Here is a 21,588-nt window from a genome sequence, read left to right on the forward strand (position 1 = left end):
CTCAATGAATGATGTACGAGGAGGGGGTTTTGTGAAAAGACGTAAATGGTACGGTTTGATGTTTGTTTTGCCGGGTTTGTTGGGAGTCGGCCTGTTTTATTTAATACCTTTTCTTTTAAGCTTTTATTATACTTTTACCCAAGGCGTTTCGGAAGTGAAATTTGTGGGATTTGATAATTTTACAGACCTTCTGCAAAATCCCGCTTTTAAACTTGCGGCAAAAAATACTCTTATTTTTATGGCAATAGGAGTACCTTTATTGACACTGGCAGCTTTGTTTTTAAGCCTGTTAATGTCGGGAAAACTTTATTCCTTTCCGAGGTGGGCCATGCTGTCTCCCATTATCGTGCCTGTTGCTTCGGCACTGATGGGATGGAGCGCAATATTCGGCGAAGGAGGTATTGCAAATACCATAATCGGTTTTTTCGGAGGCGGACATGTGGATTTTTTCGGAGAAGCCAATGGGATGGCCACATTTATTTTAATTTTTTTAATCAAGAATTTGGGGTATATGATAGTGATATTTACAAGTTCTATTTCCGCCCTTTCACGGGAATACAGGGAAGTATTCCTGCTTGATTCTAAATCGGAAATTAAATATGCTTTTAAAGTGGTTATACCGCTGATTTCACCCATAATTTTCTTTGCCGTGATTCTCGGCGTGATAAACAGTTTTCAGATTTTCAGGGAGATATACGGCCTTTACGGTGATTATCCGCCGAATACACTGTATATGCTCCAGCATTTTATGAATAATAATTTCTTTAAGCTGAATTACCAACGGCTCAGTACGGCGGCATTTATTATTGTACTCTCCCTTTCCGTACTGATTTCCGTATTTTTGAAATATCAAAACAAGTCTTTTGAAAAATAAACGTAAAGAGGTGGCAACGACTATGAAGATGCCCAAAGTGAAGAACATATTTATTTTTTTGCTGTCAATATTTTGCCTCCTTCCTTTGATTGTGATGATCATAAAATCCTTTCAGGGAATGAGCGGCGGCTTTACGATGGAACAATACGGACGGGCTTTATTTCAGACGGAGGATTTCTTTATCGGATTTTGGAATTCCGTAATCTATACGGTTGTAATAATTGCAATCAATCTTCCCTTAAGCCTTCTTGCGGCCTACGGATTCAGCCGCTTTACCTTTCCGGGCAGGGATATTCTGTTTTGGGTCTATATTGTTCTGATGCTTATGCCTTTTCAGGCAACGATTGTCCCTCAATACCTGGCTCTCAAGGCCCTCGGCATTTTGGATACGCCGGAAGCGGTGATTTTGCCTAACGCTTTTTCCACTTTCGGGACATTCCTTATAGCCCAATATATGAGAGGGCTGGATAATGAGGTTTTTGATGCGGGGCGAATAGACGGGCTCAATGAATTCAGCCTGATGATGAAAATAGTCATGCCTATTTGTAAGCCCATAGTTTCTGCTTTGACAGTACTTCTTTTTATTAACTATTGGTCTATGGTGGAACAGCCAATTATATTTATTTCTGACAAGCGGTTTATGCCTCTTTCGGTCTTGCTCAGCGGTTCAGGAAAATTTTTAAATATATCCTTTGCCTGCGGGGTGATTTTTACCGTACTCCCCCTTCTTTTATATTTGTTTTCCTATGGGGACTTGATGCAGGGGATTGCTTTGTCTGCAGCGGTGGAGACCGGCGGAGGAGGGGAGCCGGCAAATAAAAGGAATGGTAAATCCTACGGAAAGAGGATCGGAAGGCTGATGGTTTCTTTTCTGATAGCCATGATTTCATTTACCCTTATAACTCAGAAGGTGACTTATATCATGACTGCCGAGGTAGAAACGGTATCACCGTTAAGCGGAGATTTAAGGGAGGACCCTAAGAGGGAGGACAGCAAATCCTTAGGGTATTTTCGGACGATTCTTCCTGCCGCATGTGTTAAATCCCAAGGTTCCAAAGGTTACGTTTATGTTATACAGGAAGAAAAATCGAAACGGAGAAGGACTCAGGTATCTAAGGTAATGGTGGAGATAACTGCTCAGAACGGATCGGATTATGCCGTTTCGGGGCCGGTAATGGATGATGCGCAGGTCGTGCTGTATACATCAAGGCCTCTTGGGGACGGGAGTTATGTAAGAGTGCTGGATAGAGGTGATATATATGATTAAAAAGATTGGGGCGGTTTCGTGTATTGTTCTGCTTATTCTGCTGATAGTTTTTCAGATTCATGTTATAAATTCTTTTGAATCTCTTCCTGAAAGAGCGGAGATCTTTTTGATAGATGATGATGGACGGAAGTTTTCTACGGAGGATATAGAGCCTCTTAACCAAGATTTTCTAATAAGCCGGATAAAAGAAAGGAATATATCCGTTGGTAAAAATAAAATTTCCGTAATATTGACGGACGAAAATTATCCTAATTTTTGGAATTTTGATATGGCAAGGGGAAAATGGTTTTCTGAAAATAAAGATGAAGCCGTAATCAGCAATAATCTTGCGGAGAAATTATTTCATACGGAAGATGCGGTCGGAAAGGAAATTGACCTTGGGGATGTTTCCTATACGGTCAGCGGGGTATATGAAGAAAAGGATTTGTATAAAAAAGCGGCTTCCGAAAGAGAAAGGATTTATGTGCCTTTGAACAGCAACTTTGATGAGGGAAATACGGACGTAAGCGTTTTTTTTGCTACGGGTAAAAAGGGAGAATGCGAAAAATTTTTTGCGGAAAGATTTGCGGAGAAATTCTCCTTATATACGGGGGCCGAGAACTATAAAGATTACGAAATCAAAGATATGACAAGAAACAAAGATATTATATCTCAGTTTTTAACGGGATATGTTTTTATTGTTCAATTGCTGCTCTTTATATTTATATGCCGTTTGTTTATACGGGATTTCGGATTGTGTTTTGACAAATACAGAAAGGCATCTGAAAAACAGTATTTAGGAGAAATTGTATCGGAAAATACCACGGAGATTTTAATTACCGCAATAAAATGGACAGTCATGGTATTTGCAAGTATTTTTTTAGTAAGAAAGATAATCGGCTTTCAATTTTATGTGCCCGGGAAATATCTGCCCCCGGATTATGTTTTTGATTTTAAGTTCTATTCCGGTATTTTTTCACAAAAGTCTGAAATTTCTTCTATGTTCCTTTCCGACTATAAAAATCTATACATAAATGTATTTCACCTTTGTACCGTAATTTCGGCTTCGGAAATATTTTTATCTTTGGTACTGTATTTGGTTTTATGGAAAAAAATTTTCTCAAGGCGCGCTGCCTAAGAGTATAGAAATTGATAAAGTAAAATAAAGAATTTTGGTTGAAAGGGTGGTTTGTATGGGTAGTTTGGTATTTAAAAATATATCTAAAATATATCCGGGCGGAGTTACGGCGGTAAGAAATTTTAATTTGGAAATAAAGGATAAGGAATTCATCATATTGGTAGGGCCTTCGGGATGCGGTAAATCAACTATGCTCAGAATGGTGGCGGGACTGGAGGATATTTCGGAAGGAGAATTGTATATAGATGACAGGATTGTAAATGATATACCTCCGAAGGACAGGGATATTGCAATGGTGTTCCAGAGTTATGCGTTATATCCTCATATGACGGTATATGAAAATATGGCTTTCGGATTAAAGCTCAGGAAGGCTCCCAAAGATGATATTGATAAAAAGGTAAGGACCGCGGCAAAATCTTTGGGAATAGAAGGACTTTTGGACAGAAAGCCAAAGGCTATGTCGGGAGGGCAAAAGCAGAGGGTGGCTTTGGGAAGGGCGATAGTGAGAAACCCCAAGGTATTTCTTATGGACGAACCACTTTCCAATTTGGATGCAAAGCTCAGGGTACAGACGAGGGCGGAGATAATAAAGCTCCATAATGAGCTGAAGACTACTTTTATATATGTAACCCATGACCAATTGGAGGCCATGACAATGGCAGACAGGATAGTTGTAATGAAGGACGGGATCATCCAGCAGGTAGCCGTTCCCCAGGAGTTATACGAAAATCCCGTAAATTTATTTGTAGCCGGATTTATAGGAAGCCCACAGATGAATTTTATAGATGTAAAGGCAGAGGAGAACGAGAGGGAATGTATGCTGGTATTCGGAAATACGAGGATTAATCTGCCTTTCGAAAAAGCGGAGATATTAAGAAAAGGAGGGTATTTAGGGGAAAAAGTTATTATGGGAATAAGGCCGGAAGATATCCATGATGAGCCGGAATTTTTAAAAGGGTCTGAAGACAGTACGGTAGAGGCAAGAATAGATGTGGTGGAGATGGTAGGTTCGGAGGCGTATCTGCATTTTATAACGGAAGGGGTCAAAGCGGTTGCAAGGGTAGGTTCGGGAAGCAAAGCCAGGACAGGCGATATTGTAAAATTAGCCTTTGATAAGAATAAAATCTATTTATTTGATGCAAAAACGGAAGAGTCCATATTATAAAATGAAAAGTTATTACACAAAAATATTAAATGATATGATAAAATATATAGTTAGTTAAATAAAAATAGGGAGGGGAAGGAATACAATGAAGAGAATTGCTGAAATATGCTGCGGTAGTTTGGAAGATGCTCTGATTGCACAGAAAGCAGGTGCCGATAGGATAGAGCTGAATAATGCCGTCTATTTGGGAGGATTGACTCCTTCCATGGGGACTATAAAGCTGACTGCCGAAAACTGCAATATTCCTATTGTAGTAATGGTAAGACCACGCCCGGGTGGCTTTTGCTACAATGACTATGAATTTAAAACTATGATATCAGACATAGAAGCTATGGGTAATTATAATATAGAAGGTTTTGCCTTTGGTTGTTTAGATGAAAACAGAAATATAGATAAAGAAAAAAATAAAACAATAATAAGTACTATTCATAAGTACCACAAAGATGCCATATTTCACAGAGCATTTGACTGTGTTAAAGATCCGTATGAAACAATGAAGATCTTGATTGATTTAGGAGTCAAAAGAGTTTTAACAAGCGGATTAAAGCCTAAAGCAGCAGAAGGAGCAAATTTATTATCTGAACTTCAATATATGTACGGAGATAAAATTGAAATATTGGCAGGCGGTGGTGTTAATGCATCAAACTGCTCTTATTTAATCAACAAAACCGGAATTTCTCAATATCATAGCTCATGCAGAATATGGAGGGCAGATCCAACTACAGTAAGTAATGTGTCATATGCTTATACTCAATCTGCTCATGAAGAATGTTATGAAATAGTAAGTTATGATAAAGCCCTTGAATTTATAAAGGCAGTAAGGGAAGGATAGAATATTTTATTATTACGTGGAGGAATGGGAAATGCATAAACGTTATATTGACATGCTTATATGCCCATCGTGTCATAACGAATTGATATGGAATATAGAAGATGAAGATGAGGATAGAATAATTAATGGGAATGCGGTTTGCCCGTCTTGTAAATCGGTATATGAAATTAGGAATGAAATTGCAGTATTTTTGACTAACGATTTATCGAGAAATGACCTTTGGAAGCATGGTGAAAGTGAGTTGGAAAGATATTTAGGAGAAAACCCTGATATTTATGATAAGCTGATGAATATACCGGAAGGAGAAATGAATGGAGCTGATTACTGGTTTAAGGCTTCATATTTTGAATCAAAAAATGACTTCAAGACAAGCTCTGGGATGTTTAAAAATGCCTATAAAAAAATATATACCCAAGATTATATTGATGGTTGGAAAAGTCAAATTGACTTTATAGTTAACAATATTAAGTCTGATAGACCTATAATAGACATAGCAAGCGGCAAAGGCTATCTTGTTGAAAAGCTGTTAAAGGAAAGGAAGAACTATGTTGTTGCTACGGATTTTAGTCCTACGGTTCTCGAAAGAAACAAGGAATATTATAAATACAAAGGCTTATATGATAAATTGAGCTTGATATCATTTGATGCAAGAAAAACTCCTTTTAAAGATAATTCAATTGAAATATTGACCAGCAATATGGGACTTCAAAACATTGAATGTCCCGGTGAAGTAATAAAAGAGATGAACAGAATAACAAAAGGTACGTTTATGTCTGTTATGTTTTTTATAGACAAAGAAGATAAGATTCATATGGATTTATTTAATAAATATGGAAATGCAGCTTATGTTACAAGAAGTAATGCCGTTGATACATTTAAGAAAGCAGGCTGGAATGTTAATATCGCTAATTCGTTTTTAGCAAATATCATGCCTACGCCTGAAGGCAAAATTTTAAAGGGTGCAAGTATTGACGGATTTCCGATAGCCGATACAAAAATTGAGTTTTGTGTAATTCAGGCAACAAAATAATGGATTAGCAACAATTGTTAACCGGCGGCATGAAATTAAGCACATAGGATAGAAAGGAAGTAATTCATGGTTTTTATAGTTTTTCTTCTATTAGTTGTTTTTGTTTTAATTATAAAAGGTACGAATTTTGTAGATGTGAAGGAAGTGAAGATACGTGACAATAAGATAAAGGGATGTATCAGAATAGTCCATATATCGGATATCCATGGAAAAACCCGGTATTTAAACGGCAGTATCAGCAGTATTATTAATAAATACTGTGTCGATTATGTAATTTTAACAGGGGATTTATGTAATAATTCCGCCCAATTGGAAAATGTTATGGAAGAATTAAAAAAGATAAAAGTGAATAAAAGAATCCTTATAATATTAGGAAACTATGAAAGGACGGAAGTAAGCTATCTAAGGAAAAAAGAAACCGATATTATCAAAAAATTAGTTGGTTATAACAGCAATAAAATAAAAATTCTTATAAATCAATACGAAGTTATGGAAGATTCGCATAACAAAATACTTTTCTATGGTTTTGATAATTCCGTTTACGGCAATGAATCCTATAATAATGCTTTAAATGAAGAAAAATTTACATACAGAATCCTCTTTGCTCATTCCCCAAATATTATTGACTATGTTGAAAAAAGGGGCATACCTTTTGATATTATTTTGGCCGGACATACTCACGGAAACCAATGGAACATTCCTTTTGTCTGTAGGATATGGAATAAATATCCCCGATTTCCCAGCGGAGTGAATGAATATGACGGAAAGCATATAATTATATCGCGAGGTTTGGGCACTTCCAGGATACCTATACGTATAAACAGCAATCCCGATATTTCAATATATGATCTCTGCGGAAAAGAATGCAGATAGGGGGACGTTACTATAGTGATGATAAATTAAGAAAGATAATAAAAGAAAAATATAATATTGCTAACTTGACGGAAATGATTCCGGATAAAAGAAACGTAATTATTAAATATGTTACAGCGTGAAAGGTACAATGTCAGACAGTTAAGCAGGATATCGGGGTTAGGCAAGACAAAACGTCCCTGTGTCCATGGAAAATCTGAAGATTATTGAATATGATCCGTCCTACGCAAAAGAGGTTGCAAGGATAAAGATGTCATTTCAGTTAAAGCAGACCTTGGACTTGCCTCATTTGAGAGAAAGGCTTTGGTTTTTAAAATGGGGGATGCGGATTGTATTCTTTAAAATATAAAGGTCATCAATGGCTTAAATCCACGTTTCCAAATATAGAAATCAGTTCCGATTATAATCCTTGGTTTGGCGGAATACAGACTTTGCCCGAAGATTGGGATTTTAACTCAAAACCTGTATTGAAAGAGAAAATCAAAACGGATTTTATTGAAATCTCTGATAGCTGCGGTAACATATGGCATGGAATAAATTCAAGGCTTTTAATTAAAGAGTATAACGAATTCAAAGGGCTTGAAATAAATGAATACTTTTTAATGCTTCCCAAAGTTCCCGTATTATGCCACGTTATTGAGGTATCTCAAGATATGAAGATATTTATGAAAAATAGAGCATTTATCACGAAAACATTTTTTAATCTGAATAATGACCTTACCAAAAGCTATGTCGTGGCGGAGAATGAAGAACATGATTTTATAAAATATTAGAGGCGGAATGGGGGAATGCTTGGTATTGTTTAACCCATCAGCCATTTTTGAAGGAGAAAATTTAAATAATAAGCTTCAATTTTACTCAAACTCCCCATGGGATAATAAATACTGCAACATTAATAATGACGGAGTTGTACTTAAACATAGTTACAGGTTGAGTCTGGAAAACGGTTCGAAGGTTTTTCTGAACCCAAGGTTTTATATTATGATCGATGAGCATATATCGGATAAACTTCTTAGGTGTTTGGGTAATATAATGTTCTTTTGATCTAACTTTCAGTTAATAAATATTTCACGGCAACCGCACTAATAAAAAAGAACAACAGTATTTTTCTCATTGGGAGGATTCTTTTATGGGTAAATTTGTATTAATAGGAGGTGTAACCCCTCCTTTGTCTTTGGATATAATTGATGAAGAGATAATCAGATTAACAGACAATAAAAAGCCAAAGGTACTTTACGTTCCGACAGCAGGAGGGGATGACCCGGATTATTGTGATTTTTTTAGGGGGATATATGAAAAAAGGTTTGGATGTGATCTTGACATACTGTATTTGGTAAGAGAAAACCCCACAGAGTATGAGATTAAAGAAAAGATTTTTTTATCAGATGTCATTTATGTTGAGGGTGGGGAGACCCAAAGGCTCATGGGCTATTTCAAGAAATATAAAATGGATGAAATTCTTCTAAAAGCATATAAGAATGGAATAGTTTTGGCAGGGAAAAGTGCAGGTGCTCTTTGCTGGGGAAGTTATTATTTTGAAGATGAAGAAATAAATGATTTCAAGAATTATATTGACATTGAATGTCTAAAATTTTTAAATTTTATTATCTGTCCACATTATAATATGGAAGGTTACAGCGAGAAAATGGATGCCATGATAAATATGCATGGCGGCGTTGGAATCGGAATTGAAAATAATTGCGCTCTGGAAATAATTAATGACAAATATCGCATAATCGCAACAAATTGTGATTCTAACGCTTATAAGGTATACCAAAGCGGGACAAAGATATGCCTGGAAATCATTATTAAAGATAGTAATTTCAGGAATATGAAAGAGTTGATTCAGATACCGAGTTAACAGAGAATTACATCTGATGATAGAAATTTTTAAAAAGGTGATTATATGAAATTTATAATAAAATTCATTCATATCATTTCAAAGATTAAGTGGAAAATCATTAAGCCTATTACAATAGGAGTAAGAATAATATTAATTGATAATAACAAAATTCTTTTAGTCAAACATACTTATGACAACTACTGGTATTTGCCGGGAGGCGGAGTAAAAAAAGGGGAATCCTTTGAAGAAGCAATTTGTAGGGAATTAAAAGAAGAGTTAGGGATAGAAATTGATGATATGAATTTATTCGGAGTTTATAACAATTTCAGTGAAGGTAAAAATGATAATATTATTATATTTGAATCTGAAAATTTTCAAATGAATAATAAAAAGAGTATAGAAATTGAAGAGTTTAAGTTTTGTGAGATTGATGATACATTAAAAGGATTATCTCCGGGAACAAAAAGAAGATTAAAAGAATATTTGGAAGGCAATAAACCGTATTTTGGTATGTGGTAGGGATAGATTGGTAAAAACAAAGTACTTGTTCTCTTTTCAATAACAAGATTATCACTGGGGGATTAATAAATAATGAATAAATTTGGTGTTCAATATTTAAATGAAGCATTAGAAAAAGAATTAAGGAAAAAAGTTTGCATTAGTGATTTAAGAGCTGAAAATAAGGAAATCAGAAAAACCCTAAAAAAATTTCAGCAAGGCTACACTAAAAGAAATTTGGAAGAAATAGACTCTTTTATGAAAAAAATTTTTATAGATTCACACGAAACATCTATATTAGGTACCGGAACCGGTGAGTTAGCTTTAGGGATTGATGAAGTAAGAAATTTAATCGAAGATGATTGGAAATATTGGGGAGATATAAATATAGACTGTGAAAATGCAAATATATCACGTTTTGAAGATGTTGCGTGGGTTTCGACTAAGGGATCAGTTAAATATATTTTTGAAGATACATTGGAGAGATATGATAATTATCTTAGTTTTATCAAGGACAAGGTTCACGATGATACACTTACACCCAAACAGAAAGTTACTTATATTAATTGGATTCTAGCATTAACTTATCATCAGCGTTTACAAGGAAAAAGAGAATATTTATGGCCTTTAGGTTTAAGCGGAGTTCTATTAAGAGATAAAGACAGATGGAAATTTAAGCATATTAAATTTTCTATTCCAAGGGCTAATTTTCCGGATGAACGTTTTGAAAATTCTAAACAATATACAGATAGTTATAACGAACAAAATAATAAAGCTAATGAATACAAATACAATCAAATCACGCCCCAAATAAAGGAGCTTTTAAAAAGTTTTCAAGTAGATATTTTAGGAATTGAAGATATTACAAAAGAGATGATAGAAAAATATTTTGTAAAATCAAAAATACCATATATTATTGGCCATGAAAATCAATGGTATTATGGAATTGATCAGATCAATGAATTTTTTAATAAAAGCGATAAATTTAACGTAAATTTAGATATAGAACATTCAATTGCATCCACATCAGGCGAAATTACTTGGCAAGAAAACATAAAAATGGGGCCCTATCATATAACCATGCAAACGTTATTCATAGCAACATAGAGGAAATGAAATAACTATTATTATAAGGAGGTAAATATATGCACTTAGGTTCGATTTATTTAATAGTACAAGATTTTAATAAGTCAATTCAATTCTATGAAAAATTATTAGAAATGCCAGTAAGTGCTCAAAATATGCAAAGATTTGCTCAGTTTGAGTTTGAAGGAAATAATATTTCCATTATGAATGGTTATTTTGATGCCATGAATCCGAATTTAACTGTGTGTAAAGGAGAATATATAGAGGAATTCGATAATTTGGTTGCAATGGCAGAAGCTGAAAATACACATAAATTTGTATTAAATTTCTGGGCTGAAAACCTGGAAAAAGAAAGAGAAAGAATAGTGCAGTTAGGTATTAGCGATAAATTGGCCAAAATCAAATATGTTAATAATGTAAAACCATATTATTATTTTCAATTTACAGACCCAGATGGAAATATTATCGAAATAACAGGTCAATATTCTCCAAAGAAAGGAGAATTTGATGAATGATAAAAACGAATTGGTACTCAAAGGATACGGTTGGATGCTAAAGTCATTTTCACAAGTAAATAAAGGGGAAGTAATTGATTACCTAATTAAAAATCACAAGAGTATGCCGAGAATTTCTTTTAGATATGCAATAGAAAAAATGGATAAAGAAAGCCATTTATATCTTATGGAGTTATAACATTATTTTAATATATAAATTGGAAGTTATAAATGGATATCTTTTATATTTATTAAAATGGGGGATTTACAAAATGTTAATATCAAGAAAAACAGGAGAAAAATATATACAGAATAAATATGAACGTATAATAGAACGGTATAATCCAAGTATGAAAAGCGATATCATTTCATTCCATTATCAAAATCCAAGAATTATTGACGGGTTAATTGAATGACTTGAAGAAAGTCCTGAGAGTGCATTAATTTTAAGAGAAGATAATATAAATAAGGGCAGTTGCTATATATGAACAAGGGGATTGTGCAGAAAGAGATATATGGATGTTTGTAGGAGAACAATATAGGAACCATGGTATAGGTTCGGAACTATTGTTTGCAATTCTTGAAGAAATGAAATTTGCAGGAACACAAACAGCTTTTTGTGATTTTGCGAGGAATGATATAATACATAATTTTTTATTCAAAAATGGGTTTGAGCATTATTGTTATTCTGTTTATATGACTAATGAAACAATTTTAAGTAAAGAAGAATTTACTGGTATTCGTCATTATGAGGATAAGGACTATATTGAAACTTTTGAACTTGTTTCAAGAGCGTTTCATAATATGCGGTTATCAGTTGGTTTAAATTCAAAATGTGATGAATCAACTGATAAATCACGAAACCAATATGCAGATAACAGCAATGATTTATTTGTATTAGAAAGTGATGGTAAAATTGTTGCCAGCTTGCTTTTAAATAAAAATTGCATTGAAAATGTTGCAGTTAAGATAGATTGTCAGAGGCATGGTTATGGTCGGAAAATGATTAAATTTGCATTAAGTGAATTATATAGGAGAAGATATTCTAAATGTTTACTTTGGTGATTAGTAGGAAATCCTGCTGAGTACCTATATAAAACAGAAGGTTTTGTAGCAGAAGATTGTTATGAGATTATGAATATGTTATTAAGTAATTGTAATTATATATAGGCTATATATGTGATTGGAAGTATCGGGAGGCCAAAGATGAATATTACTTTTAAAAAAGTTGACAAGGAAAATTGGGAAGAGTGTGCTGACTTAAGTGTTGAGGCCGTTGGGATGGAATAATTAAGTGTATTGCCGGTAGTAGAGGAGGAAAAGTTAATATGAAAAAATCTTTATTAAAAAGTAGAACTATTCTTCAGTTAGAAGAGAGTATTAAATGTCATGGTGATAGTGCAGTAGAAGAATTTTTATGTTATCTAAAAGAGAATGGAACTCCAATAATAGAAGAATTAGAAAATGATACGGAAAACGATTTGGTTACTTTTATATACAAAGGGGACAAGAGATGCAAAAGTGTCTTGTTTGTACCTGATATAGGAGTAGACAGATATAAAGATAATTATAAGGACTTTCGGATGGAAAGGATAATGGGGACGGATTTATGGTATATTACTTATGAAATAGAAAATAATATACGGTTAATGTACTATTTTTCGCCTAACGATCCCCTTGACAATAATTGGTATGATAGGTACATTAATAGAGTTGTATATGATAAATTCTGTAAGAACATATTAATTGAATATGATGATGGAAAAGAAGTAAAATGTTCCTATATAGTAATGCCGGAGGCACCAAAGCATGTTTGGGCTAAAAAAATAGATGGGATACCGGAAGGTAATATAGATGAATATAAATTTAAAAGTAAAAATATAGAGGACAAGCGCAGGATTAGAGTTTATACACCTTATGAATATGATAAGAAAGGAAAACCATATGGATTCATAGTTTTGACCGATGGACAGGACTATATTGATACTCTTATGGCTGTAGAAACTTTGAATAACCTCATAGCTTCCAAAAAAATACCCCCAATAATTGGAGTATTTATTGATTCGATAGAACAAACAAGGGAAACAGAGCTTAATTGTAGTGATGTATTCCGCGGATTAATTGCTGATGAGATAATTCCATGGATTAAAAACAATTATGATATCTCTGGAAATCCTCGGGAAGCAATAATCGGGGGACTTAGTTCAGGAGGTTTAGCAGCATCATACATAGCTTTAAGTCATTCCGAAATTTTTGGAAATGTTCTTTCTCAATCAGGATGGTATTGCTATAAACCGGAAGGGTTTATCACCATTAATGAGGATTGTTTTATGAGTACAAAGTTTAAAGAAAGAGATAAACTTCCTATTAAATTTTATTTAGATGTAGGTATATTAGAAAATAGAGAGACAATGATTGGCACAAACATAAATCTGAGAGATACCTTAATATCTAAAGGATATCATGTTGATTTCCAATGGTTTAACAGCTCTCATGACTATTTATCATGGGGAGAAACTTTAGCACATGGTTTGATATCTCTTATCGGAATAAAATAGATTTGGTATTTAACAATTAGTAAATTGACAATTAAAGAAAAGAGGGTTTAAGTAATGACGGGCATGGGGACGTTTGAGATCAGTGATAAAGTTGTTATTTTTAAAAATTACTCCAGCAAAAATGCGGATTTGTAGATATAAAAAATTAAAAAATCGGACTTTTTCACTGGTCCCGGACGTTTCAATTGTCTTTTTTGCAAAATATTAAAAAATGGTTTAATGAAATTTGATGTTAATTGCGGAAAGTTAAGCAGTTTTATTCTAACATCTACTTAATTATATTGAGAATAAAAGTTCGTTAAAATAGTGGAAAATAATTTTTACCGATGTTATAATAAATGTAACAAGACCAAAAAGTTGGTGAAAAGGTGAAAAATGAAATAGTTAATAAACATGATGCCGTGTTTAAGGAAGTATTCAGTCAAAAAAGAATAGCAAAGGACTTTATAGAAAATAATATACCTAAAGAAGCATTGGATATAATAGATACAAACAGTATGGAGCTAATAAAAGATACATTTATAAACAAAGAATTACAGGGAAGTTTTTCTGATTTAATATATGAGGTAAAAATAAATAACAGGGATGCATATATATGTTTTCTGTTAGAGCACAAATCCTATAGAGATAAACTCACCATATTTCAATTAAATAAATATATACTTGAAGCATGGACGGCAGTGATACAAAAAGAAAACAGAGAGGAATTACCGATAATTTTACCTATAGTAGTTTATCATGGGGAGAAAGAATGGAGTATAAAGACGGATTTGAGAGATATGATACCTGAATTTTACGAACTGCCGGAATACTTTAAAGACAGGATACCGGTATTTGGATATGATTTAATAAATATAGGGAAGAGCGGAAGAATTGATTTTAAAAAGTTCAACAAATTAACGGCTCTGATGTTAACTGCATTCAGAGATGCCTTTGAAAAGGATTTAAAGACTGTATTAAGAGAATTTCTGTTAGCAGTGGAAGAAGCGGAAAAAGAAGAAGGAGAAGAAGCAATAAGGTATTATGTTGAAATATATATAAGATATATAGAGAATATTCACAGAGATTTAACAGAAGAAGACATAGAGGGAGAAATTGAAAAATTAGGAGGAAAGGGGGCTGTTACTATGAGTATATTACAAAAAAGAGAAGAAAAAGGGAAACAAGAAGGAAAAAGAGAAGGGAAAAGAGAAGGAAGACAAGAAGGAATAAAGGAAATAGCTAAGAATTTGTTAAAAGAAGGAATAGAAATAGCCTTTGTAGCGAAGACTACAGGTCTTTCAAAGAGTGAAGTAGAAAAATTAAAAGAAGAGATTTAGGGGACGGTAGGGACAGATTTTACCGTCCCATGCTTTATTTTGAGGCCGAAACCCTGATATATGCAAAGCTTCGATAGAAACCCTTGCCGAAGCAATCGGGCCAACTGCACGGAAATATGGCATCGAATTTCAAAGCTGTTGCGAAAACTATGATTTGACCGCATTTGGCATTCATCAAGGAGGGTGTATTGACCTGTCAATGATTGAAAAGGTTCGACATCAAAATATCTTTATCTTTCAACATATTGATGTTATAATCTGATTTAAATAGAAATATATGTTTTTTATAATAATATTGATAGTGTAAAGTAGCCTATGAAAAACAAGAATAAAAAATCAGGCTGAATAGAACCTAGAAAATTGCAAAAATATATTTTCATGGCAGTCACCGCCACCCTTGACAGTATGCCAAAACAATGCTGCGCAATATTTACCGACGGCAAAGAAACTCAAGAACAGATAATTTTTCGTGCCGTCTTTACAGTATTGTAGCATTGTATTTGTCCTACTATCAAGGGCAAGCCCTAAAGGGTGGCTGGGTTACCTCAGGCTCTGAAATCTAAGAACAGATAGAAATCAAGATGCAGGATTTTCTTGCATATTAAGAATGACTTGCTGTCCTAAAAAGATAAGAAGCTGCCATTTACCGGGCATATTGCCGGCATTCTTAAGCATATCAACCTCATTTAAAGGACGTTTCCAACTATAAAGTTCATGAGGACGCAGGAAGTTATAGTAAGCAACCCAAAGGTTTACACCATAATAAGCACCATCATCGGTACCATAACCACAAGTAACACGATAAGAAGCTTTGAGAGTACGGTTAAGGCGTTCAATCTTTTGTTTAAAGGGACGATACTCTTTAGTTACAGCATCATCATTAGTCAAACCAATAACTTGAGTAACATTAAAGTCCCAGTCCTTTTCAATTTTAAACTGTTGAGTAGCTAAAGGATAAGCACTGTAACCATCAGATATAAATTTTAAAGCTTTACCGGGGAATTTTCTAAATTTATCAAAAGCCATTCTCATGGTAAGTATACAAGGGCCGACGTCACGACTTTTAGAGACTTGATAACCAAGAATAGAGCGAGAAACAGTATCCATAATGAGCCAAACATAACCCTTGAGTCCTTTAATTTTGATATAGGTTTCATCAGCAGCTAAGTTATTTGAAGGACTGTAATCGAATGTATCTACAAAAGGCTTAATTAATACGGCAGCAGTTCTTGCATAGCTTGCAACCATAGTGTGAGAGATATTAATATTATGGATTTCACGCATAGCTTCAGCAGTTTTACGGAGAGATAAACCAAGATTAACATGGTAAGTAAGACAAAGTCCCATAATATGAGCATTGTTCTTTCTAAACTTAAAACTAGTAGCCCATGACGGAAGCTGATGTAAATCCATAGAAAAGAAATCCAGCGTAAATTCACGATAGATATAATGGAGCTTGTATTTATACTTCTCACTAGGATCTGAGTCTTTGGGAAGCAGCTTTAAATTGTTCTTGTAGTAAGAACAATTCTTATTGACACATTTATGCACAATAAAGTGTTTACGATCTTTTTTAGCAGCTAAAGCATGTCCGCAATAAGGGCAAATAAGAACCAAAGGAGAAGCTGCTTGTTTACCTGTAATAAAAGTTTGACCACAGACTTTACATTGATATTGGCCTTTACCACCATTATTATCGTAAATGTATTGATGAGGAGCACCACAGAGAGGGCAAAATATATCTTCAGGAATAGATTTACCATTACGACGTTGAACCGGTTTTACAGGTTTACCATATTTCCAAAGATAGTATTCAAGTAAAAAACTGTAATCCTGTTTAAAGAATTTTTTAATTATTGGAAGCTTATCTATTTTAAATTTCTGATAATAAGGACTTTTAGAATCATCAAAGGCCCATTGTTTAAGAGGAATATATTTTGCGATAAATAAAGTTAATTCATAAATTCGATTAAGTAAGTATTGATTATATAGTAGTAAATAAGTTATAATTTGAGACATAACAATGACCAACCTTTCTATTTAAATTTGGTGCATGATAACTCAAATTATAACAGAAAATGGGGGGTCATTGTTTTTTATTTTATAAAAACTCTGTAACCCTTGATAATATAAGGCTTTAATAAAAAAAGAGTGGTGTCTTATTGACACTACCAAATAAACGCTAATGTAAAACAATTATTAGACTATGTAAGAGGTTTTTTGTCAGAGATGAAAATTATGACTTCGGGAAAATTTGATCCTTTAAAAAACAAGCATCAGAGAATAAAGATATCTACCCATCTCTTAAATTCAGAAGATACTATGTTAGAGGCTAAAAAAATTGGCATAAAGCGATATATATATCCTATAGAAGCTTTTAATTCTGATGTTAGAAAGAATCTTATGACTAATTCTAAATTAATTGAAAATAAGGGAGATGTAACATTCGATGATATTATGAAAATTTTAGAAAAAGCATCGAATATATTCGGAAAAGAAAATATCGAACCTGTAATTGTGATAGGTTTGGATACTTATGAAGATACAATAAATAATGTGAGACGATTGAAAAATGAAGGATATACTTTATTAACAAGAAATATATTTAGGATTTATGATAATGATCAATTTGATATATATAAGATGAATTTAGAAGAAATTATTGCAGCTAATGAGGAAATAAATATATTATTTCCATTAGGTTATAAACAGGTTGTAGATCTTAATGATAATAAAATTAACATGAACTATAAAATATAAAATTGAGTTTATATAATTCGTAAATAATATATTAAAATATTAGTAAAGTTAAATTTATTAATATTATTTAATTTACAGTATAAATAAACAATATAAATATTATATAATCAAATTATGATAGTAATCGTAGATGAAAATAATATTAAAAGATATAAGTTATATTGAAGGACTTAAAGATTCTGTACTAAAAAAGTTTAGCATTGTTCATGAGTAATATTGGTACAACTCTTTTAGAAAAATTAGTTATTGTTCTTGAAATTATTGAATTGAGCAGGTCTACCTATTATTACAACATTGAAAAAAGGACTAAAACTGAAAATATGGGAAAATATGAATAGAAATATAAAAATAAATAAAGGTGGTAGACCAATTTTTTACTATCTATTTTAATAAATATGGCAATCATATTTGGGATAAACAAATAAAAAAATATATTAGAAATCATTGAAACAGAAGTGTTATACTACGGTTGCTATAAAATAACGGTATTGTTAAGAACATAAGTAGGGAAATGGTATATAGATTATGTAAAGGTTTAGGAGTTTCGAGATCTCAAAGAAAGATTAAACCTGATTATTATCCTAGGAGATTGCTCAGAAACATTTTATTTGTGTATAAGTATGTAAAAATCGACTAAAAGCATACATAAATATTAGCTTTATAAAGTTTTTTGTATAGTAATACATTTAAAATGATTTTCCGAGCGGTCTCATAGATAAAGGTAAAATAAAATTTGTTGATTTTTTAAAAATTATAATAAAAAACCAGCTATATAAATTTTATTAACAAACAGCTGTGAAGACTGCTTAAAAATCTCCAAAATGAGTATACTAAAGAAAATACAGTTTTGGAGATGATATCATGAGAAAAAAACTTGAGGTTAATCCTAAATATGCTTCATATGATATGTTGAAGCAACTATATCAAACTGAAAAAGATGTAAGGCTTAAAATCAGGTTACTTGCAATTTTACACTTCTTTGAAGGATATACAAGCCTTCAAGTAGCTAAGTTGTTACATCAATCCGATTCTACAGTCAGAAGATATCTTCATAGATATAATAAAGCCGGATTGGCGGGCCTGAAAGAAATACCCCACCCGCCTAAAAAAACATACTAACTAATGATGAATTGAAAAAAATTGATAAAGCCTTATCGTCAAGCCCAAGAAATACAGGTTTAAATTTTAGTAACTGGACGGGGCAGCTTATTGTTTTATTTGTTAAGAACAAATTTAATAAAACTATAGCCCTTGGAACTGCCTACAACATTCTTCACCGGTTAAACTACTCCAAGACTCGTCCAAAGAAAACAGATAAAAGAGTAAAAAAAAAAACCTTAGAAAATTTTTGGAGTGAACTTAACGGCTTACTTGAATCTAAAGATGAAGACACCGTAATTGTATACAAAGATGAAGCAATAATTACATCTGAACCTACAATTTCTTCGGTTTAGTCTAAAAAAGGTACTCAAACAGTAGTTAAAACAAATACCGGCGGCTTAAGAAAAAGAAACGTAATATTTGGGGCAGTAAATCCTGAAACCGGAGAATTATCACAGCAATTTAGTGATAAGGGAAATACTGAAAACTTCAAGTCTTTTTTAAAATAAGGTATCTAAAGATTACAGCGGTAAGAAAGTAATAATAATTGCAGATAACGTAAAATATCATCACTTTAAAGGTATAAACGAATACTTGAAGGAATTAAAGAATATAGAGTTTCTATATTTGCCTTCATATTGCTCGGAACTTAATGCAATAGAACACTTGTGGGAAAACATACGTGCTGCTGTTACACACAATACACTTTTTGATCAATTTACAGAATTATTAAATCAGGTTCAATCTTATCTTTGTTCTATAAATAAAAACAAGAGTAAGTTAAAAAAACTATGTGCATATATATGTTAAGCCTTTCACTAAGAGGATTTAGCTATTTGCCATTGTGATTTATATAGGTTCCTTGGAGGAATCCATCTATCCTCTATTCAGGAGATATTATATAATGTTTTATCAAAAAGGTTAAGTTTCCTTTTAGGTATTTGATAGAAAAAGTAAAAAATAAATGACTAAAAAATAGATAAGAATATTTAATTTGCGGTTAATAATTAAAAGATTATTAATAGAGACAGGTAGAAAATATTAAGATGTTTTCTATCAAATGTTACAACTATATTATACGAGCTTCCTGTGGTACGATAAAAATAGAAAATCCTCACAAATAAATTAAGGTATAATTGTAATTGAGAGAAAACAATTTCTTAATTTAAAGGAGGATTCACTATGAATTATAAACAAAATGATAGATTAAATCAATTGACATATGAAACACTAATTGTTGGAGTTGACATAGCAAAAGAATTTCATGTAGCAAGAGCACAAGATATTAGAGGCATAGAGTTTGGAAAATCAATTAAATTCAATAATTCCCTTTCAGGATATTTAGAGTTTGAGAATTGGATTAATGAAATTAAAGTGGTTGAGGAGAAGGAACAAGTAATTATAGGTATGGAACCAACAGGACATTACTGGTTAAATATAGCAAGATATCTTAAAGCTAATGACTATACAGTGGTTACAGTAAATCCAATGCATGTAAAAAAGATAAAAGAGTTAGATGATAACCTTCAAACAAAAACAGATAAAAAAGATGCAAAGATTATTGCACAGCTAGTAAAAGATGCAAGATATTCTACCCCGAATTTGCTTGAAGGTGAGTATGAAGAGCTAAGGAATGCTAAGAACTTAAGGCAAGTTGTAATAAAGGATTTAAATCGTACTAAAAATCAGATTCACAATTGGTTAGACAGATACTTTCCAGAATACAAAGAAGCATATGCCAGCTGGGAATCGAAATCATTTATAAAGATAATTAAAAAGTATATCTTTCCGTCTGTAATTGAAAGAATACCACCAAATGAAATCTATGAGATGCTACCTCCAAAGATGAGAAGAGGTGTAGGCCTTGGGAAGATAGAAAGACTTGTAACAGCTAGTAAAAATAGCATAGGGATAAAAGAAGGACTTTCATTTGCAAAATTAGAAATAAAATTTCTTTTAGACAAATATGAAAGCTTTTTAGAGCAAATTGAAGAAATAGATGATTATGTAACCAAGATTTGCAATCAACTAGATGAAACAAAGAAGATAATGCAAATTAAGGGTGTTGGGCTCGTAACGGCAAGTGGCATAGTTGCTGAATTAGGAGATATAAGAAAGTACAAGACTCCGAAACAAATGATAAAAATGGCAGGGCTTTCTTTAACAGAAAATAGTTCTGGTAAGGTAAAAGGTGCAACATCTATAAGCAGAAGAGGACGTAAAGATCTCCGCCGATTATTGTACCAGGTAATACTTGGGATGATACGGACAAATACTGCATTTAAAGAAATGTACATTTATTATACTACAAGGCGAAAAAATCAGCTTACTGGGAAACAAGCTATAATAGCATTATGCAGAAAACTATTAAGAATAATCCATACAATAATTTTGAAAGATGTCGATTATGATGAAAGTAAAATGATGTCACAAATAAAATATCCAGATGAGTTTTTAAATTCAGTTGCTTAATTCTATCTATTTCAGAGATTAAATTACGTATGAATTAATAGTTTTAAAAGATTCTATTTAAATATGGTAGCTAAAATAGAATTTAAATTTACAAACTAGAATAATTAAAAACAACAAAAGTGGCGATCCTGTAATTCCTCCATTAGGATATAATCCTGCATACGAGCATGACGGGACTCACATATAGATTAAGTTGGACGAAGGAAGTTTGGGAGATAGATCCTGCTAGAAAGAGGTTCTACTACTATATAAAGTGAGCAAAAGCCACTGTTCATAAAAATATATAAGTGCTACTTTTA

26 protein-coding genes and 1 pseudogene are annotated in these 21,588 nt (G+C 32.7%); 26 read left to right on the top strand and 1 reads right to left on the bottom strand.

Annotated features, from left to right (window positions below; genetic code table 11):
- Window positions 1-31: 31 nt before the first annotated feature.
- From EQM13_RS07580 to EQM13_RS19005, 20 genes are all read left to right on the top strand, one after another.
- A complete protein-coding gene (locus tag EQM13_RS07580) occupies window positions 32-874 on the top strand; it encodes a carbohydrate ABC transporter permease (protein WP_161567196.1) in 843 nt (280 codons plus the stop codon).
- A 22-nt stretch (window positions 875-896) separates the two neighbouring features.
- Window positions 897-2,141, top strand: coding sequence for a carbohydrate ABC transporter permease (locus EQM13_RS07585; RefSeq protein ID WP_128752365.1), 1,245 nt, complete (start codon window positions 897-899; stop codon window positions 2,139-2,141).
- Entirely contained in the window at window positions 2,134-3,258 is a 1,125-nt protein-coding gene (locus EQM13_RS07590) for an ABC transporter permease (protein WP_128752366.1), read from the top strand. The genes EQM13_RS07585 and EQM13_RS07590 overlap by 8 nt, the downstream gene beginning before the upstream one ends.
- Before the next feature lie 55 nt (window positions 3,259-3,313).
- A complete protein-coding gene (locus tag EQM13_RS07595; protein ID WP_114219652.1) occupies window positions 3,314-4,423 on the top strand; it encodes an ABC transporter ATP-binding protein in 1,110 nt (369 codons plus the stop codon).
- An 85-nt stretch (window positions 4,424-4,508) separates the two neighbouring features.
- A complete protein-coding gene (locus EQM13_RS07600) occupies window positions 4,509-5,255 on the top strand; it encodes a copper homeostasis protein CutC (protein ID WP_114219651.1) in 747 nt (248 codons plus the stop codon).
- Between the two features lie 31 nt (window positions 5,256-5,286).
- Window positions 5,287-6,285 carry a methyltransferase domain-containing protein gene (locus EQM13_RS07605; protein WP_128752367.1) on the top strand — a complete coding sequence of 333 codons (999 nt, stop codon included), beginning with the start codon at window positions 5,287-5,289 and terminating at the stop codon, window positions 6,283-6,285.
- Between the two features lie 66 nt (window positions 6,286-6,351).
- Window positions 6,352-7,158, top strand: a complete 807-nt coding sequence (locus EQM13_RS07610; protein WP_128752368.1) for a metallophosphoesterase — start codon at window positions 6,352-6,354, stop codon at window positions 7,156-7,158.
- The gene (locus EQM13_RS18830) at window positions 7,149-7,280 is read left to right on the top strand and encodes a hypothetical protein (protein ID WP_255401445.1); all 132 of its coding nucleotides are present in this window, start codon (window positions 7,149-7,151) and stop codon (window positions 7,278-7,280) included. Before EQM13_RS07610 ends, EQM13_RS18830 begins: the two co-directional genes overlap by 10 nt.
- A 65-nt stretch (window positions 7,281-7,345) precedes the next feature.
- Window positions 7,346-7,507 carry a hypothetical protein gene (locus EQM13_RS18215; RefSeq protein WP_161567197.1) on the top strand — a complete coding sequence of 54 codons (162 nt, stop codon included), beginning with the start codon at window positions 7,346-7,348 and terminating at the stop codon, window positions 7,505-7,507.
- The gene (locus EQM13_RS07615; protein WP_114219648.1) at window positions 7,488-7,931 is read left to right on the top strand and encodes a hypothetical protein; all 444 of its coding nucleotides are present in this window, start codon (window positions 7,488-7,490) and stop codon (window positions 7,929-7,931) included. Before EQM13_RS18215 ends, EQM13_RS07615 begins: the two co-directional genes overlap by 20 nt.
- A gap of 356 nt (window positions 7,932-8,287) precedes the next feature.
- Window positions 8,288-9,019 (top strand): Type 1 glutamine amidotransferase-like domain-containing protein, encoded by a 732-nt coding sequence (locus EQM13_RS07620; protein WP_128752369.1) that lies wholly within the window; start codon window positions 8,288-8,290, stop codon window positions 9,017-9,019.
- A gap of 45 nt (window positions 9,020-9,064) precedes the next feature.
- Window positions 9,065-9,520: an NUDIX domain-containing protein gene (locus EQM13_RS07625; RefSeq protein ID WP_083381738.1), complete on the top strand. Its 456-nt coding sequence runs from the start codon at window positions 9,065-9,067 to the stop codon at window positions 9,518-9,520.
- 72 nt (window positions 9,521-9,592) lie between these two features.
- Window positions 9,593-10,606, top strand: coding sequence for a nuclear transport factor 2 family protein (locus EQM13_RS07630; RefSeq protein WP_128752370.1), 1,014 nt, complete (start codon window positions 9,593-9,595; stop codon window positions 10,604-10,606).
- Between the two features lie 38 nt (window positions 10,607-10,644).
- Window positions 10,645-11,100 (top strand): VOC family protein, encoded by a 456-nt coding sequence (locus EQM13_RS07635; protein WP_128752371.1) that lies wholly within the window; start codon window positions 10,645-10,647, stop codon window positions 11,098-11,100.
- Window positions 11,093-11,278 (top strand): DNA alkylation repair protein, encoded by a 186-nt coding sequence (locus EQM13_RS07640; RefSeq protein WP_071138904.1) that lies wholly within the window; start codon window positions 11,093-11,095, stop codon window positions 11,276-11,278. The genes EQM13_RS07635 and EQM13_RS07640 overlap by 8 nt, the downstream gene beginning before the upstream one ends.
- Window positions 11,279-11,351: 73 nt before the next feature.
- Window positions 11,352-11,495, top strand: a complete 144-nt coding sequence (locus EQM13_RS18220) for a hypothetical protein (RefSeq protein ID WP_161567198.1) — start codon at window positions 11,352-11,354, stop codon at window positions 11,493-11,495.
- 103 nt (window positions 11,496-11,598) lie between these two features.
- On the top strand, window positions 11,599-12,144 hold the full coding sequence (locus EQM13_RS18465) for a GNAT family N-acetyltransferase (protein ID WP_206172929.1): 546 nt from the start codon (window positions 11,599-11,601) through the stop codon (window positions 12,142-12,144).
- A 263-nt stretch (window positions 12,145-12,407) separates the two neighbouring features.
- Window positions 12,408-13,637 carry an alpha/beta hydrolase-fold protein gene (locus EQM13_RS07650; RefSeq protein ID WP_114219643.1) on the top strand — a complete coding sequence of 410 codons (1,230 nt, stop codon included), beginning with the start codon at window positions 12,408-12,410 and terminating at the stop codon, window positions 13,635-13,637.
- A 368-nt stretch (window positions 13,638-14,005) separates the two neighbouring features.
- Entirely contained in the window at window positions 14,006-14,956 is a 951-nt protein-coding gene (locus tag EQM13_RS07655) for an Rpn family recombination-promoting nuclease/putative transposase (RefSeq protein WP_128752372.1), read from the top strand.
- A gap of 73 nt (window positions 14,957-15,029) precedes the next feature.
- On the top strand, window positions 15,030-15,218 hold the full coding sequence (locus EQM13_RS19005) for a DUF1848 family protein (RefSeq protein WP_406565242.1): 189 nt from the start codon (window positions 15,030-15,032) through the stop codon (window positions 15,216-15,218).
- A gap of 314 nt (window positions 15,219-15,532) precedes the next feature.
- Here EQM13_RS19005 and EQM13_RS07665 read toward each other — a convergent pair whose 3' ends face one another.
- A complete protein-coding gene (locus EQM13_RS07665) occupies window positions 15,533-16,975 on the bottom strand; it encodes a DDE-type integrase/transposase/recombinase (RefSeq protein ID WP_128752145.1) in 1,443 nt (480 codons plus the stop codon).
- 201 nt (window positions 16,976-17,176) lie between these two features.
- On the opposite strand from EQM13_RS07665, the gene EQM13_RS07670 reads away from it, so the two are divergent.
- From EQM13_RS07670 to EQM13_RS07690, 6 genes and pseudogenes are all read left to right on the top strand, one after another.
- Complete coding sequence (locus EQM13_RS07670) at window positions 17,177-17,716, top strand: hypothetical protein (RefSeq protein ID WP_128752373.1); 540 nt, start codon at window positions 17,177-17,179, stop codon at window positions 17,714-17,716.
- Between the two features lie 206 nt (window positions 17,717-17,922).
- Window positions 17,923-18,054 carry a hypothetical protein gene (locus EQM13_RS18835; RefSeq protein WP_255417549.1) on the top strand — a complete coding sequence of 44 codons (132 nt, stop codon included), beginning with the start codon at window positions 17,923-17,925 and terminating at the stop codon, window positions 18,052-18,054.
- Between the two features lie 523 nt (window positions 18,055-18,577).
- Window positions 18,578-18,835: a helix-turn-helix domain-containing protein gene (locus tag EQM13_RS07675; RefSeq protein WP_128752374.1), complete on the top strand. Its 258-nt coding sequence runs from the start codon at window positions 18,578-18,580 to the stop codon at window positions 18,833-18,835.
- A gap of 11 nt (window positions 18,836-18,846) precedes the next feature.
- Window positions 18,847-19,170 (top strand): winged helix-turn-helix domain-containing protein, encoded by a 324-nt coding sequence (locus tag EQM13_RS07680; RefSeq protein WP_161567199.1) that lies wholly within the window; start codon window positions 18,847-18,849, stop codon window positions 19,168-19,170.
- Between the two features lie 172 nt (window positions 19,171-19,342).
- Window positions 19,343-19,627 (top strand): annotated as a pseudogene (locus EQM13_RS19010) (transposase); the annotation flags it as partial.
- Window positions 19,628-19,999: 372 nt separating this feature from the next.
- Window positions 20,000-21,289, top strand: a complete 1,290-nt coding sequence (locus EQM13_RS07690) for an IS110 family RNA-guided transposase (RefSeq protein WP_128752303.1) — start codon at window positions 20,000-20,002, stop codon at window positions 21,287-21,289.
- Window positions 21,290-21,588: the final 299 nt, after the last annotated feature.

Origin of the sequence: Acidilutibacter cellobiosedens, from assembly GCF_004103715.1 — a bacterium.
In the GTDB taxonomy this organism is placed as follows: Bacteria; Bacillota; Clostridia; order Tissierellales; family Acidilutibacteraceae; genus Acidilutibacter; species Acidilutibacter cellobiosedens.

Coding starts and splice junctions, on each gene's coding strand:
- EQM13_RS07585 (WP_128752365.1), top strand. CDS start 897: ATGAAGATGCCCAAAGTGAAGAACATATTTATTTTTTTGCTGTCAATA.
- EQM13_RS07590 (WP_128752366.1), top strand. CDS start 2,134: ATGATTAAAAAGATTGGGGCGGTTTCGTGTATTGTTCTGCTTATTCTG.
- EQM13_RS07595 (WP_114219652.1), top strand. CDS start 3,314: ATGGGTAGTTTGGTATTTAAAAATATATCTAAAATATATCCGGGCGGA.
- EQM13_RS07600 (WP_114219651.1), top strand. CDS start 4,509: ATGAAGAGAATTGCTGAAATATGCTGCGGTAGTTTGGAAGATGCTCTG.
- EQM13_RS07605 (WP_128752367.1), top strand. CDS start 5,287: ATGCATAAACGTTATATTGACATGCTTATATGCCCATCGTGTCATAAC.
- EQM13_RS07610 (WP_128752368.1), top strand. CDS start 6,352: ATGGTTTTTATAGTTTTTCTTCTATTAGTTGTTTTTGTTTTAATTATA.
- EQM13_RS18830 (WP_255401445.1), top strand. CDS start 7,149: ATGCAGATAGGGGGACGTTACTATAGTGATGATAAATTAAGAAAGATA.
- EQM13_RS18215 (WP_161567197.1), top strand. CDS start 7,346: ATGGAAAATCTGAAGATTATTGAATATGATCCGTCCTACGCAAAAGAG.
- EQM13_RS07620 (WP_128752369.1), top strand. CDS start 8,288: ATGGGTAAATTTGTATTAATAGGAGGTGTAACCCCTCCTTTGTCTTTG.
- EQM13_RS07625 (WP_083381738.1), top strand. CDS start 9,065: ATGAAATTTATAATAAAATTCATTCATATCATTTCAAAGATTAAGTGG.
- EQM13_RS07630 (WP_128752370.1), top strand. CDS start 9,593: ATGAATAAATTTGGTGTTCAATATTTAAATGAAGCATTAGAAAAAGAA.
- EQM13_RS07635 (WP_128752371.1), top strand. CDS start 10,645: ATGCACTTAGGTTCGATTTATTTAATAGTACAAGATTTTAATAAGTCA.
- EQM13_RS07640 (WP_071138904.1), top strand. CDS start 11,093: ATGAATGATAAAAACGAATTGGTACTCAAAGGATACGGTTGGATGCTA.
- EQM13_RS18220 (WP_161567198.1), top strand. CDS start 11,352: ATGTTAATATCAAGAAAAACAGGAGAAAAATATATACAGAATAAATAT.
- EQM13_RS18465 (WP_206172929.1), top strand. CDS start 11,599: ATGTTTGTAGGAGAACAATATAGGAACCATGGTATAGGTTCGGAACTA.
- EQM13_RS07650 (WP_114219643.1), top strand. CDS start 12,408: ATGAAAAAATCTTTATTAAAAAGTAGAACTATTCTTCAGTTAGAAGAG.
- EQM13_RS07665 (WP_128752145.1), bottom strand. CDS start 16,975: ATGTCTCAAATTATAACTTATTTACTACTATATAATCAATACTTACTT.
- EQM13_RS18835 (WP_255417549.1), top strand. CDS start 17,923: ATGAGTAATATTGGTACAACTCTTTTAGAAAAATTAGTTATTGTTCTT.
- EQM13_RS07675 (WP_128752374.1), top strand. CDS start 18,578: ATGAGAAAAAAACTTGAGGTTAATCCTAAATATGCTTCATATGATATG.
- EQM13_RS07690 (WP_128752303.1), top strand. CDS start 20,000: ATGAATTATAAACAAAATGATAGATTAAATCAATTGACATATGAAACA.